Origin of the sequence: Rhodopseudomonas palustris BisB18 (assembly GCF_000013745.1) — a bacterium.
GTDB classification, from domain to species: Bacteria; Pseudomonadota; Alphaproteobacteria; order Rhizobiales; family Xanthobacteraceae; genus Rhodopseudomonas_A; species Rhodopseudomonas_A palustris_F.
The window spans coordinates 4,819,453-4,831,913 of sequence record NC_007925.1 but is presented as its reverse complement, the minus strand read 5'-3'; the positions used below and the strand labels follow the sequence as shown (position 1 = coordinate 4,831,913).

Sequence of the window (12,461 nt, the reverse complement as noted above, 5' to 3'; positions counted from 1 at the left end):
CATCGGCATCATTCGAGGTCGACGCGAAACGGCCGCCCCTCGACCACCAGGCTGCCCGGCCCGATGGCGTCGAGCGCGCGCAGCATCCGGCCGTCGCGGCGCAGCGCCCGATCGGCCAGTGCGACGATCAGCCGGTTCGGCGAGGCGCTCGGCGAGGCGTTGCGGATCTGCTGGGCGATCGAGATCTCGTCGCGATGCGGATTGAGCGCGCAGGCGGCGGCAAAGGCGCTGGCGGTGGAGCGGCTGATCCCGGCGTAGCAATGCACCACCAGGGGCGCGGCGCGGTCCCAGGCACGGACGAAATCCAGCACCCGCTCGATATGCGCCACCGACGGCGCGGTGAAGCCGTCGAGTTGTTCGGTGATGTCGTCCATCGAAATCCGCAGATGATTGGCTTCGCTCACCGAGCCCGGCCGCTGCACCTGGCCGACATTGGCCATCACCGTGAGGATATGGCTGGCCCCCGTCGCCTCGACGGTCGGATGCAATGCAGCGAGCGAGCAGACGTGAATCATCGCGGTCCTTGGGTTGTGCCGATTATAGGTCCGCGGCCCCGGGGGGGAAAGCGCGATCGCTCGGCGGATCAGTCCCGCAGCGTTTCGAAGCGAGAAAGGAACCGCTTCGCCGCCTTGCCGGCCGACCACGGCGTCAGATAGTCCTGCCGCGTCGTCTCCGGTAGCCCGGGATCGTTGCCGAACAGCCGCTTGGCCTCGGCCTTGGTGAAACCGGCGAGTTCGGTCGCCTCCAGATAGGCTGCGCCCATGTCGGCGGCTTTGATCTGCCGCTCCAGCGCGTCGTCGAGTGTGGCCGGCAGGCCGAAGCGAATATGGATCGCCCCCAGCAGCCGGTGTTCGACCGCCTTGTAGGAGCCGCCGATCACCGCTTTGAACGGCGAGATCATATCGCCGACGACATATTCCGGTGCGTCGTGTAAGAGCGCCGCCAGCCGCACCCGGCGGTCGATCCGCGGCGCGTGCGCCCGCATCACCGCTTCGACCAGCAGCGTATGCTGCGCCACCGAGAAGATGTGGCTGCCGTGGGTCTGCCCGTTCCAGCGCGCCACCCGCGCCAGGCCGTGGGCAATGTCGGCGATTTCGATGTCGAGCGGCGAGGGGTCGAGCAGATCGAGCCGGCGGCCCGACAGCATGCGCTGCCAGACCCGGGGGGAGACGTCGGAGGTGTTTGGTTTGGCCGTCGTCATGTCGCGTGAGCCGATTGCAATTCTGATTCACAGCGGGATATCACGGCGGGCAAACCCCGGTCACGGTCTGTGTGATCGCGGGCGTGGCGGCGGCGGTGGCGGATGCGGCGGAAATCAGAAGGATTTCGGTTGGGTTCGATGCGGGTCCAGAAAATCAGCCGTCGTCCCGGGGCGCGAGCAGCGTGAGCTGCGAGTGAGCCCGGGACCCATAACCCCTGCAGGGAGTATGGATTCCTGACTTGCTCGTTCTTCGAACTCGCAATCCGGAATGACGGTTTCGTTTTGGTTCGGGCGCCGCAACCCACCGGCGAACGGGCTGTTGCCGCTCGTTACTTGCGCTTAGCCTTCGCCGCCGGCCGTTTCATCGCGCCGCAGCGCTCGTGACAGAAGCAGCTCACCAGATGATCGTTGACGAGGCCGGTGGCCTGCATGAACGCGTAGACGATGGTCGGGCCGACGAATTTGAAGCCGCGCGACAACAACTCTTTCGACATCGCGGCGGACAGCGGCGTCGCCGCCGGCACGCTGGCGGTGGATTTGAAATTGTTGACCAGGGGCTTGCCGTCGACGAAGTCCCACAACAGGCTTGAGAAGCCGGGGCCTTTTTCCATGATCTCCAGATAGGACTTGGCGCTGTTGATGGTGCCTTCGATCTTGGCGCGGTTGCGCACGATGCCGGCGTCGTTCATCAGCGCGTGGACCTTCTCCGCGTCGTAGCGCGCGATCTTCTCGGGGAGGAAATCGTCGAAGGCTTTGCGGAAATTGTCGCGTTTGCGCAGGATAGTGATCCAGGACAGCCCGGCCTGGAAGCCGTCGAGGATCAGCTTTTCGAACAGCGCGCGGTCGTCATATTCCGGCACGCCCCATTCGCTGTCGTGATAGGCGACATAGAGCGGGTCTTCTCCCGGCCATGGGCATCGCGTCAGCCCGTCGCTGTGCCGCACCGCGCGCGTCATAACTATGCCAGCGTCCGGGTCGGCGCCTTCGGCGCCTCGACCGGATCGAGCAGCCGCACCGCGACGCCGCCGGCGCTCAAGGCCGACGCCGCTTCGACCGCCTCGGCCAGACGATCGATCCGCACCAGCGCCAGACCCACGCCGTCGGCCAGCGAGCCGAGGTGACCGACCGGCTTGTCAGCGGCCAGCAATTCGCTGCCCGGTTCAGGCTGCGCGCCGTCGAACCCCAGGCGCACGGTGCGGGTGCGCGCGGTGCCGCGATGCTGCATCCGCGACACCACTTCCTGGCCGACGTAGCAGCCCTTGTCGAAATCCACCCCGTGCAGCCGGTCCATATTGGCTTCGTGCGGAAACGCGTCGCCGTAGCGGAAATCGACGCCGCCGGCCGGCGCGCCGCAGCTGATCCGACGGGCGTCGTACAGCACGGCGTCGACCAGTGGCGCGCCGATCCACTCGGCGGTCTTGTTGGCGAGTTCCACCGGCAGCAGGCAGCGCCAGCCGAGCTTGGGATCGCGCGGATCGGCGAAGCACGCCTCCGGCAGCGTCGTGAGTTCGCCGTCCCAGATCGCCAGCACGCCGAGCCGGTCGGAGAGGTTTTCCACCAGAACTTTGGCGCGCAGCTTGTAGAATTTCAGCTTGTCGGCGAGCGGCTGCGCCAGCTCGCGCGGGCAGTCGAGCAGGAATCCGCCATCGTCGGCCGCGGGAAGTTCGGTGACGAAGAAATCCGCGACGATCTTGCCCTGCGGCGTCAGCAGCGCACCGAACCGGCCTTGACTTGGCGTCAGCTTGGTCATGTCGGTGGTGACGAGGCCGTTGAGAAAATGCCGGGCATCCTCGCCGCTGATCTTCACCACGCCGCGATTGGCGAGAAACGCTGACTTCATGTCGGTTCTTTCGCTCGATGGCCGGCAGCAAGGCCCCGGCCGGATAGTCCATTTCAAGTTAAGTCGCTAAGGTGGCTGCAACAAGCCCGCATGATCGGCGGCGTTGCCTGCCAAACGGGCGAACGAGGACCCATGACCCAACGTTTCGATACGATTCTGAAATCCGGCACCATCGTCAATCAAGACGGCGAGGGCACCGGCGATATCGGCATCACCGCCGGCAAGATCGCAGCGCTCGGCGACCTCGGCCAGGCCTCGGCCGACGAGCTGATCGATTGCCGCGGCCTGCACGTGCTGCCCGGGGTGATCGACACCCAAGTGCATTTCCGCGAGCCGGGATTGACCCACAAGGAAGACCTGGAATCCGGCTCGCTGAGCGCGGTGATGGGCGGCGTCACCGCGGTGTTCGAAATGCCCAACACCAATCCGTTGACCGTCACCGCAGAGGCCTTTGCCGACAAGGTGAAGCGCGGTGAGCATCGCATGCATTGCGATTTCGCGTTCTACATCGGCGGCACCCGCGACAACGTCGCCGAGCTGCCGGACTTGGAGCGCGCCCGCGGCTGCGCCGGCGTCAAGGTGTTCATCGGCTCCTCCACCGGCAGCCTGCTGGTCGAGGACGACGACAGCATCCGCAAAATCCTGCAGGTGATCCAGCGCCGCGCCGCGTTTCACGCCGAGGACGAATATCGCCTCAACGATCGCAAGGCGCTGCGCATCGAGGGCGATCCGCGCTCGCATCCGGTGTGGCGCGACGAGATCGCGGCATTGACCGCAACGCAGCGCCTCGTGGCACTGGCGCGCGAGACCGGCAAGCGGATCCACGTGCTGCACGTCTCGACCAAACAGGAGATCGAATTTTTGCGCGAGCACAAGGATGTGGCTTCAGTTGAAGTGACGCCGCATCACCTGACGCTGGCCGCGCCGGACTGCTACGAGCGGCTCGGCACGCTGGCGCAGATGAATCCGCCGGTGCGCGACGCGGCGCATCGCGACGGCATTTGGCATGGCGTGGCGCAGGGCATCGTCGACGTGCTCGGCTCCGACCACGCACCGCACACGCTGGAAGAAAAATCCAAGACCTATCCGGCGTCGCCGTCCGGCATGACCGGGGTGCAGACGCTGGTGCCGTTGATGCTGGATCACGTCAACGCCGGCAAATTATCGCTGGCGCGATTCGTGGACCTCAGCAGCGCCGGCCCGGCGCGGCTGTTCAACATCGCCTGCAAGGGCCGCATCGCCGCGGGCTATGACGCCGATTTCACGATCGTCGATCTGCAGCGCAGCGAGACCATCAGCAACGCCTGGACCGCATCGCGCGCCGGCTGGACGCCCTATGATGGGGTGACGGTGAAAGGCTGGCCGGTCGGCACTTTCGTGCGCGGCGCCAAGGTGATGTGGCAGGGCGAATTGCTGACGCCGTCGACCGGCGAGCCGGTGCGGTTTCTGGAAACGCTGGGGGCATAGCGCCACGCGTTTTGCGTCAGCGCGCGCTACGGCTTCTGCGCGATGGAGCGCCACGCGGTTTGCGTCATCCTGAGGTGCCCGAGCGCAGCGAGGGCCTCGAAGGATGGGCCGCAGGCACTCCGCTCACCACGTCATGGCCGGGCTTGTCCCGGTCATCCACGCGCGCAACCGACGCCTTACTTGTTTTCCGTAGATGGCCGGGACAAGCCCGGCCATGACGCGGAGAAGTAGCGATCTGCCGAGACGCCGGCGTCGCGGAAAGCCTGATCGAATGTCGGTCCCGCTGATTACTGCCGCGCCAGCGCCAGCGAGAATTCGCCGTTGCGAACCCGGCCGGGCAAGCCTTCCACGAACTTCGCCACCGCGTCCTCGCCATAAGTGCCGACCAGTTCGGCGAACGCGGCGAACAGGCTGGCCTGCGCCAGGCAATCGCCGTCGACGCCGTCGTGCCGGGCTTCGGCCCAGGCTTCGTTCAAATAACTGAGCGCGGCCTGCTTCTGTTCTTGATCGGGCAGCGGGTCGCGGGCGGAGGAAAATGACGATTGCTGGCTCATGAAACTCAACAGGCTGAATGCGCGACCCACAACGGACCGCGGCGAATGTGTGAGCATTAGCATGCGAATTAACCAGCGATAGGGCAGTTCTTTAGGAAAGGTTAACGGCGCAACGGCGGTTCGCGGTGAACGGGAACTGCGCGTATCGGTACACATGAGGCTCGTGTCCCGGACGCGTTGCCGCGCTTGCGGCGACGCGAGCCGGGACCGTTTCAAGGGATGCGTTCCGTAACGGTCCCGGATCTGCGGCGCACCACGCCGCTCCGCGGCGCGATGCACCGCGTCCGGGACACCGTGCCGCCTCCGCACCACGCGAGCCTAATTCGCGTAGCGCGCCGTCAGATCCCGCGAGATCCGCGAGCCTTCTTCGAGATAGCGGCGGATCGCGATGTCGGCCGCCGGGGTGCAGGTCCGATAGGTCTGCTGGAAGCCGTTATAGCCGCGGTTGAAGCCGGCGATCATCCTGGTGCGACGCTCGCCGGAGGGGGTTTCGGCGTCGACCAGCGCCTGCATCTCGTTGCGCCATTTGGTGCCCTCGTTGGCGCCGCAGATCCCGCGCAGGTAATGCAACGCGCCGAGAATTTCCGCCAGTCGCTGCAGGTCGCCGTCGAACGGCGCCGCGGCGTCCTGCGCCCGGACTGGGGCGAGGCCGCAGGTCGCGACGACGATCAGGATGGCGATAAATCGGCTGAGCATGACGGGTCCAAGCGTGGCCTGATATGCCTTTTCAGGTCGGGCGGCGCAAGGCGCCTGCCGGCGCGCTCAGCTGCGGAGCAGGGCGCAGGCGGCGGCGGCGATCGCCGGCAGCCCTTCGGTGTGGCGCATTTCGGCAACAGCCTCCGGCGCGATCCAGCGGAAATCGTCCAATTCCTCGTTCAGCTTGGGCTCGCCGCCGATCCAGCGCGCCGCGAAGCTCATGATCAGATAATGCCCGGCGTGATGCGGCCCCGGCAGCACCTCGTGCCAGCCGGCCAATGCGGCGATTTCGATCGACAGCGAAGTTTCCTCGGCGACCTCGCGATGCAACGCGGCGCTGAGCGATTCGCCGTATTCGACCCGGCCGCCGGGCAGCGAATAGAAACCTTTGGCCGGGGCGCGGGCGCGGCGCACTAGCAACAGCCGGTCGTCGCGGAACACCGCGGCGCTGACCGCGAGTTGCGGCCGGTACGGCGGCGAATCGAGATCTGCCGGCGCGGCCATGGCGCTCAATGCGCCATGATGTAGTCGACGTCGGCCTCGACGCCCTGGCCGTTGATGATGCCGCCGGCGCGGGCGACCAGCGGCTTGACCCAGCCGACCGCCTGCTCGGCCAGCGCCGAGCGGGTCCTGTCCTGCTTGGCCTCGCGCATCGCCGTTCCGACGGCGTTCAGGATCGAGGTCATGTTGCTCGTGATATCGTCGAAATCGGCGCGTATCGACGGATCGGCGTTGTCATAGGCTTCGATCGCGAGGTCGCGGGCTTTGAAATTGGAGGCGTGGAAGTGCTCGGCATAGGACAACGGCTGCCATTCGAGAAAATCCTCGAAACATTCCGGCAGGTCCGGAATCATCTCCAGCAGCATGATCGCTTCGTTGAAATGGTTGAGATAATCGGTCGCCAGCCCGGTCTTCGGATTGATGTTGGCGGCCACCAGCTGGGCGGCGCGCGCGTCGGCATCGGCGCTGGACGGCGCCGGGCGAGCAGAGTGCGCCGATTGCAGGGTCATCGATGACATCGCGGTAGTGTTGATGCTTTTCCGTTAAGGGGTGCTGAAGATGACGTTTTTTTGGCGCGGCCGATGTGCGGCCGGTTCGTAATCACCTCGCCGCCGGCTGCGGTGCGGTTGGCGTTCGGCTATGCCGAGCAGCCGAATTTCCCGGCGCGCTACAATATTGCCCCGACCCAGCCGATCCCGGTGGTGATCCTGGACAACGGTGCCCGCCGGTTCCGGCTGATGCGCTGGGGGCTGATCCCATCCTGGGTCAAGGATCCCCGCAATTTCAGCCTGTTGATCAATGCCCGCTCGGAAACCGTGCTGGACAAGCCGGCGTTCCGCAACGCCATGAAGCGGCGGCGCTGCCTGGTTCCGGCCGACGGCTATTACGAGTGGCAAAGCGGCGGCAAGCCGAAACAGCCGTATTTCATCCATCCCGCCGACGGCGTGCCGCTCGGCTTCGCTGGCTTGGCGGAAACCTGGGTCGGCCCGAACGGCGAGGAACTTGACACCGTGGCGATCGTCACCACCGCGGCGTCGAAGCCGATGGCGGTGCTGCACGATCGGGTGCCGGTGACGATCGCGCCGGGCGATTATGCGCGCTGGCTGGACTGCGCCGCGGTGTCGGCTGAGGAAGCGGCGATGCTGCTGCATCCGCCGGCCGAGGGCGCGTTGCGCTGGCATCCGGTGTCGACCGCGGTCAACCGCGTCGCCAACGACGATGCGCAATTGATCCTGCCGATCGCAGTCGGAGAGCCGGCGCCGATCGAGCCGCCGAAGCCGGCCAAGGCCGCGGCGACGTCCCGCCGCGCCGTCAAGGCGGCGTCCGGCGACGAGGGACAGGGCTCGTTATTCTAGCAGCCGCGCGGTTCGCCGCCCGGCGCGCGCCGAAGCGGCCGGCGCAAAAACGCCCTTATTCTGTCGGAAGCCGCTCTGCCCGATCGGCTGCGCTCGTCGTCTCACCCTCCAACCGCGGTTTCCATTCCATGAAAGCCTCTTTTTGCCTTGCCTTCGTTGCGACGGCCGCGACGGCGGGGTTCGGCACTGGTCCCGTGCAGGCGAGACAGTCTCAGGATCAGCAGATGATGAAGCTGTCGCCGGAAACCCGGCTGGAGCAGCGCTGTAACGCCAAGGCGATGGGCACGGTGAACCGCGAGCACAAGAATTTCAAGACCGACGAGTTCGTCGCCTATGCGTTCGCCGACACCATCATCCAGGGCGAGCTGGTCAAGGCGCCCGGCGGCGCGATCCGCAACGGTAATGCCTGGTATCACCTGGCTTACACCTGCCTGACCGCCGACCAGGGGCTCGCCGTCAAATCGTTTTCCTATCAGCTCGGCGACGTCATCCCGCGCAGCGATTGGGATAAGCACTTTCTGGTGCCGAAATAGTCCGCGCGGCGGCGCTCAGAGCATTTTCGTTTTGGATTGAAGCATCCAACCCAAATGCAGTCGTCATTCCGGATTGCGAGTTCGAAGAACGAGCAAGTCCGGACTCCATACTCCCTGCAGGGGTTATGGATTCCGGGCTCACTCGCAGCTGACGCTGCTCGCGCCCCGGAATGACGGCGAGAGAATCTTGAAGCGCATCGATCCACTCGAAAGGTCTCTGACGCGCTTGAACGCTTTCTTCAATCTCTTAAGTCACAGCTACGGCGTCGGCTCGCGGCCATCGAGCCATTTCGCGAACACCGCGCGGTCCTGCTCGCCGTAGCCGAGCTGCTGATAGAACGCCTTCACCGGAAGATTGTCGCCGCGCACCAGCAGCATCAGCTTCTCGATTCCGCGCCCGCGCAGCCAGGCTTCCGCGGTGTCCATGATGGCGCGGCCGAACCGCTTGCCGCGATGGTTGGGATCGACCGCGACGTAATACGCCCAGCCGCGATGGCCGTCATGGCCGACCAGCGCCGTGGCGACGATCGCGTCGCCGATCCGCCCGGCCAGCACGTCGGCGTTGGCGCCGCTGCGCGCCAGCGTGATGTCGGCGCCGGGATCGTTCCACGGCCGGGTCAGCCCGCAGCGCTGCCAGAGCGCGATCACTTCGGGAATATCGGCGTCGGCGATCGGCGCGATCGCAAGCGTCTCGGTGCTAGTCATTTGGGATTTGCCGTTGTTGCTTATGGGTGAGGATGCGCCAGCAGGACCTTGCCGGGATTCATGATGCCGAGCGGATCGAGCATGGTCTTCAGCGAGCGCATCAGCTGCATCGCCACCGGGTCCTTGACCCCGGGAAGCTCCGCGACCTTCAACAGGCCGATGCCGTGCTCGGCGGAGATCGAACCGCCCATTTTCATCACGATCGCGAACACCACCTCGTTGACCTCGTGCCAGCGCGCCAGGAACGCCGCGGTATCAGCCCCGACCGGCTGGCTGATGTTGTAGTGGATATTGCCGTCGCCGAGATGACCGAACGGCACCGGCCGGGCGCCGGGAATCAGTTTCACCACCGCCTCATTGGCCTCGGCGATGAACGCCGGCACCGCGGCGACCGGCACCGAGACGTCGTGCTTGATCGAACCGCCTTGCGGCTTCTGCGCCGGCGAGATTTCTTCGCGCAATTTCCACAACGCGGCGCGCTGGCTGAGATTTTCCGCTATCACCGCGTCGTCGATGAGTTCCTCCTCAAGGCCGCGGGTCAAGATCGCTTCCAGCGTGTCGCGGCAATCGGCGCGCGACGACGACAATTCGATCAGCACGTACCAGGCGTGCTGGCTCTGCAGCGGATCGCGGTTGCCGAGCGCCACGCTGAACCGCACCGCGATGTCGGCGATCAGTTCGAAACTGGTCAGCGCGCCGGCCGCCTCGCTGCGGGCGATGTCGAGCAGCTTCAGCGCATCGTCCGGCGATTTCAGCCCGACAAAGCCGGTCTCGATCGCGCGCGGCTTCGGAAACAGCTTCAGCGTCGCCGCGGTGATGATGCCGAGCGTGCCCTCGGCGCCGATGAACAGGTCGCGCAGATCGTAGCCGGTGTTGTCCTTCTTCAGCTTCGACAGGCCGTTGAGAATCCGGCCGTCGGCCAGCACCACTTCGAGGCCGAGCGCCATGTCGCGGGCGAGGCCATAGGCCAGCGCGGCGGTGCCGCCGGCATTGGTTGAGAGGTTGCCGCCGATGGTGCAGGAGCCCTGCGCGGCGAGCGACAGCGGGAACAGCCGGTCGGCGTCGGCGGCGCGGCTTTGCGCGTTCTGCAGGATCATGCCGGCCTCCACCGTCATGGTGTTGGAGGCGAGGTCGATGTCGCGCACCTTGTCCATCCGCCGCAGCGACACCACCACCTCGCCATTCAGCGGCGTTTGGCCGCCGACCAGACCGGTATTGCCGCCCTGCGGCACCAGCGCGATGCGCGCGGCGGTCGCGAGCTGGCAGATCGCCGCCACTTCGGCGGTCGAGCCTGGCCGCAGCACCAGCGGCGAGCGGCCATGGAACAGGTTGCGGTCCTCGGTGACGTAAGGCGCGACGTCCAGCGTGTCGGTGACGGCGTATTTGTCGCCGACGATGGTCTTGAACCGGGCGATCAGATCGGCGGAGAGCGGCGGCATGGGCATCGGGATCCTGGCGCTGGCGGCACGGCGAGGCTGAGCGTTGTAGCAGATCTCGCTGCGGTGGCATTCCCCCTGCGACGCGGCGGAGGCGTGCACCGGCCCGTTCGCCGAACAGGCCCACGAAATCTCTGGTGTAAATTGCCCGGCCGCGGCCTTAAAAGACCGCAACCCTTTCATCTGCCAAGGAACTCGCCATGCCCGCCTATCGCTCCAGGACCACAACCCATGGCCGCAATATGGCGGGTGCTCGCGGCTTGTGGCGTGCCACCGGCATGAAGAACGAGGATTTCGGCAAGCCGATCATCGCGGTGGTGAATTCCTTCACCCAGTTCGTGCCCGGCCACGTGCATCTGAAGGACCTCGGCCAATTGGTCGCCCGCGAGATCGAGAACGCCGGCGGCGTCGCCAAGGAATTCAACACCATCGCGATCGATGACGGCATCGCGATGGGCCATGACGGCATGCTGTATTCGCTGCCGTCGCGCGAATTGATCGCCGACAGCGTCGAATACATGGTCAACGGCCATTGCGCCGACGCCATGGTGTGCATCTCGAATTGCGACAAGATCACCCCCGGCATGTTGATGGCCTCGCTGCGGCTCAACATTCCGACCATCTTCGTTTCCGGCGGCCCGATGGAAGCCGGCAAGGTCACGGTCGGCGGCAAGAAGCGCGCGGTCGACCTGATCGACGCCATGGTGGCGGCGGCCGATGACCGGGTCAGCGACGCCGACGTCGAGGCGATCGAGCGCTCCGCCTGTCCGACCTGCGGCTCCTGCTCCGGCATGTTCACCGCCAATTCGATGAACTGCCTGACCGAGGCGCTCGGGCTGGCGCTGCCCGGCAACGGCTCGGTGCTCGCCACCCACGCCGACCGCAAGGCGCTGTTCGTCGAGGCCGGCCACCTGATCGTCGATCTGGCCCGGCGTTACTACGAGCAGGACGACGAGACGGCGCTGCCGCGCAACATCGCCAGCTTCAAGGCGTTCGAGAACGCCATGACGCTCGACATCGCGATGGGCGGCTCGACCAACACCGTGCTGCATCTGTTGGCCGCGGCCTATGAGGGCGAGATCCCCTTCACCATGCAGGACATCGACCGGCTGTCGCGCCGGGTGCCGGTGCTGTGCAAGGTGGCGCCGGCGGTGGCCGACGTTCACGTCGAGGACGTGCATCGCGCCGGCGGCGTGATGGGCATTCTCGGCGAACTCGACCGCGCCCGGCTGATCAACGCCGAACTGCCGACCGTGCACTCGACCTCGCTCGGCGAAGCGCTGAACCGCTGGGACGTGATGCGCACCCAGAGCGACAGCGTGCGCAAGTTCTACAAGGCGGCGCCCGGCGGCGTGCCGACGCAGGTCGCGTTCAGCCAGGAGCAGCGCTATGACGACGTCGATACCGACCGCGCCAAAGGCTGCATCCGCGACGCCGAGCACGCCTTCTCCAAGGACGGCGGCCTGGCGGTGCTGTCCGGCAACCTCGCGATCGACGGCTGCATCGTCAAGACCGCCGGCGTCGACGCCAGCATCCTGACCTTCCAGGGCCCGGCGCGGGTGTTCGAGAGCCAGGACGCCGCGGTCGAAGGCATTCTCGGCGGCAAGATCACAGCCGGCGATATCGTGGTGATCCGCTATGAGGGGCCGCGCGGCGGCCCCGGCATGCAGGAAATGCTGTATCCGACCAGCTACCTGAAATCGAAAGGCTTGGGCAAAGCCTGCGCGCTGATCACCGACGGCCGGTTCTCCGGCGGCTCCTCGGGGCTGTCGATCGGCCACGTCTCGCCGGAAGCCGCCGAGGGTGGGCTGATCGGCCTCGTCGAAGAGGGCGACCGCATCGAGATCGACATTCCGCAGCGCTCGATTCGGCTCGCGGTCGACGACGCCGTGCTGGCGGAACGCCGCGTCGCCATGCTGGCGCGCAAGGATGCTTGGAAGCCCGGCAAGCGCAGCCGCAAGGTCACCTCGGCGCTGAAGGCCTACGCCGCGATGACCACCAGCGCCGCCCGCGGCGCGGTGCGGGTGGTGAAGGATTAACCTCTCCACGTCATGGCCGGGCTCGTCCCGGCCATCCACGGACGCTGGCGGAGCGTCCCTGGGGAGCGACTACTAAGCGCCGTGCCCCGGACGCAGCGCAGCGCGTAGCGCTGCGCTGCAGAGCCGGGGCCGTA

Annotated in this window: 14 protein-coding genes; 4 read left to right on the top strand and 10 right to left on the bottom strand. The window is 66.2% G+C overall.

Going from position 1 to position 12,461, the window contains the following annotated elements; translation table 11 throughout:
- Positions 1–8: 8 nt before the first annotated feature.
- The 4 genes from RPC_RS21695 to RPC_RS21680 form a co-directional block, all read right to left on the bottom strand.
- On the bottom strand, positions 9–515 hold the full coding sequence (locus RPC_RS21695; RefSeq protein WP_011474738.1) for a tyrosine phosphatase family protein: 507 nt from the start codon (positions 513–515) through the stop codon (positions 9–11).
- 68 nt (positions 516–583) lie between these two features.
- Complete coding sequence (locus RPC_RS21690; RefSeq protein WP_011474737.1) at positions 584–1,201, bottom strand: YfbR-like 5'-deoxynucleotidase; 618 nt, start codon at positions 1,199–1,201, stop codon at positions 584–586.
- Positions 1,202–1,530: 329 nt separating this feature from the next.
- A complete protein-coding gene (locus tag RPC_RS21685; protein ID WP_011474736.1) occupies positions 1,531–2,157 on the bottom strand; it encodes a DNA-3-methyladenine glycosylase I in 627 nt (208 codons plus the stop codon).
- A 2-nt stretch (positions 2,158–2,159) separates the two neighbouring features.
- Positions 2,160–3,041 (bottom strand): YgfZ/GcvT domain-containing protein, encoded by an 882-nt coding sequence (locus RPC_RS21680; protein WP_011474735.1) that lies wholly within the window; start codon positions 3,039–3,041, stop codon positions 2,160–2,162.
- Positions 3,042–3,173: 132 nt separating this feature from the next.
- Here RPC_RS21680 and RPC_RS21675 point away from each other — a divergent pair, with 132 nt between their 5' ends.
- Positions 3,174–4,508: a dihydroorotase gene (locus RPC_RS21675; RefSeq protein WP_011474734.1), complete on the top strand. Its 1,335-nt coding sequence runs from the start codon at positions 3,174–3,176 to the stop codon at positions 4,506–4,508.
- Between the two features lie 287 nt (positions 4,509–4,795).
- On the opposite strand, the gene RPC_RS21670 is transcribed toward RPC_RS21675, so the two are convergent.
- The 4 genes from RPC_RS21670 to RPC_RS21655 form a co-directional block, all read right to left on the bottom strand.
- Complete coding sequence (locus RPC_RS21670; RefSeq protein WP_011474733.1) at positions 4,796–5,062, bottom strand: hypothetical protein; 267 nt, start codon at positions 5,060–5,062, stop codon at positions 4,796–4,798.
- 318 nt (positions 5,063–5,380) lie between these two features.
- Positions 5,381–5,758, bottom strand: coding sequence for a TIGR02301 family protein (locus tag RPC_RS21665; protein WP_011474732.1), 378 nt, complete (start codon positions 5,756–5,758; stop codon positions 5,381–5,383).
- A gap of 66 nt (positions 5,759–5,824) precedes the next feature.
- Positions 5,825–6,262 (bottom strand): NUDIX hydrolase, encoded by a 438-nt coding sequence (locus RPC_RS21660; RefSeq protein ID WP_011474731.1) that lies wholly within the window; start codon positions 6,260–6,262, stop codon positions 5,825–5,827.
- Positions 6,263–6,267: 5 nt separating this feature from the next.
- Positions 6,268–6,777, bottom strand: coding sequence for a hypothetical protein (locus RPC_RS21655; protein WP_011474730.1), 510 nt, complete (start codon positions 6,775–6,777; stop codon positions 6,268–6,270).
- A gap of 63 nt (positions 6,778–6,840) precedes the next feature.
- Here RPC_RS21655 and RPC_RS21650 point away from each other — a divergent pair, with 63 nt between their 5' ends.
- Positions 6,841–7,614: an SOS response-associated peptidase gene (locus RPC_RS21650; RefSeq protein WP_011474729.1), complete on the top strand. Its 774-nt coding sequence runs from the start codon at positions 6,841–6,843 to the stop codon at positions 7,612–7,614.
- Positions 7,615–7,838: 224 nt separating this feature from the next.
- Positions 7,839–8,147 (top strand): DUF930 domain-containing protein, encoded by a 309-nt coding sequence (locus RPC_RS21645; RefSeq protein ID WP_011474728.1) that lies wholly within the window; start codon positions 7,839–7,841, stop codon positions 8,145–8,147.
- A gap of 258 nt (positions 8,148–8,405) precedes the next feature.
- Here RPC_RS21645 and RPC_RS21640 read toward each other — a convergent pair whose 3' ends face one another.
- Both RPC_RS21640 and RPC_RS21635 read right to left on the bottom strand, forming a co-directional pair.
- Complete coding sequence (locus RPC_RS21640) at positions 8,406–8,852, bottom strand: GNAT family acetyltransferase (protein ID WP_011474727.1); 447 nt, start codon at positions 8,850–8,852, stop codon at positions 8,406–8,408.
- A gap of 20 nt (positions 8,853–8,872) precedes the next feature.
- Positions 8,873–10,297 (bottom strand): FAD-binding oxidoreductase, encoded by a 1,425-nt coding sequence (locus RPC_RS21635; RefSeq protein ID WP_011474726.1) that lies wholly within the window; start codon positions 10,295–10,297, stop codon positions 8,873–8,875.
- Between the two features lie 191 nt (positions 10,298–10,488).
- Here RPC_RS21635 and ilvD point away from each other — a divergent pair, with 191 nt between their 5' ends.
- Entirely contained in the window at positions 10,489–12,327 is a 1,839-nt protein-coding gene (ilvD, locus tag RPC_RS21630; RefSeq protein ID WP_011474725.1) for a dihydroxy-acid dehydratase, read from the top strand.
- The last annotated feature ends 134 nt before the right edge of the window (positions 12,328–12,461 follow it).

Excerpts from the sequence above, each read along its gene's own strand:
- RPC_RS21640 (WP_011474727.1), bottom strand. The coding sequence starts at position 8,852 with ATGACTAGCACCGAGACGCTTGCGATCGCGCCGATCGCCGACGCCGAT.
- RPC_RS21655 (WP_011474730.1), bottom strand. The coding sequence starts at position 6,777 with ATGTCATCGATGACCCTGCAATCGGCGCACTCTGCTCGCCCGGCGCCG.
- RPC_RS21645 (WP_011474728.1), top strand. The coding sequence starts at position 7,839 with ATGATGAAGCTGTCGCCGGAAACCCGGCTGGAGCAGCGCTGTAACGCC.
- RPC_RS21665 (WP_011474732.1), bottom strand. The coding sequence starts at position 5,758 with ATGCTCAGCCGATTTATCGCCATCCTGATCGTCGTCGCGACCTGCGGC.
- RPC_RS21650 (WP_011474729.1), top strand. The coding sequence starts at position 6,841 with ATGTGCGGCCGGTTCGTAATCACCTCGCCGCCGGCTGCGGTGCGGTTG.
- ilvD (WP_011474725.1), top strand. The coding sequence starts at position 10,489 with ATGCCCGCCTATCGCTCCAGGACCACAACCCATGGCCGCAATATGGCG.
- RPC_RS21685 (WP_011474736.1), bottom strand. The coding sequence starts at position 2,157 with ATGACGCGCGCGGTGCGGCACAGCGACGGGCTGACGCGATGCCCATGG.
- RPC_RS21690 (WP_011474737.1), bottom strand. The coding sequence starts at position 1,201 with ATGACGACGGCCAAACCAAACACCTCCGACGTCTCCCCCCGGGTCTGG.
- RPC_RS21680 (WP_011474735.1), bottom strand. The coding sequence starts at position 3,041 with ATGAAGTCAGCGTTTCTCGCCAATCGCGGCGTGGTGAAGATCAGCGGC.
- RPC_RS21635 (WP_011474726.1), bottom strand. The coding sequence starts at position 10,297 with ATGCCCATGCCGCCGCTCTCCGCCGATCTGATCGCCCGGTTCAAGACC.
- RPC_RS21675 (WP_011474734.1), top strand. The coding sequence starts at position 3,174 with ATGACCCAACGTTTCGATACGATTCTGAAATCCGGCACCATCGTCAAT.
- RPC_RS21695 (WP_011474738.1), bottom strand. The coding sequence starts at position 515 with ATGATTCACGTCTGCTCGCTCGCTGCATTGCATCCGACCGTCGAGGCG.
- RPC_RS21670 (WP_011474733.1), bottom strand. The coding sequence starts at position 5,062 with ATGAGCCAGCAATCGTCATTTTCCTCCGCCCGCGACCCGCTGCCCGAT.
- RPC_RS21660 (WP_011474731.1), bottom strand. The coding sequence starts at position 6,262 with ATGGCCGCGCCGGCAGATCTCGATTCGCCGCCGTACCGGCCGCAACTC.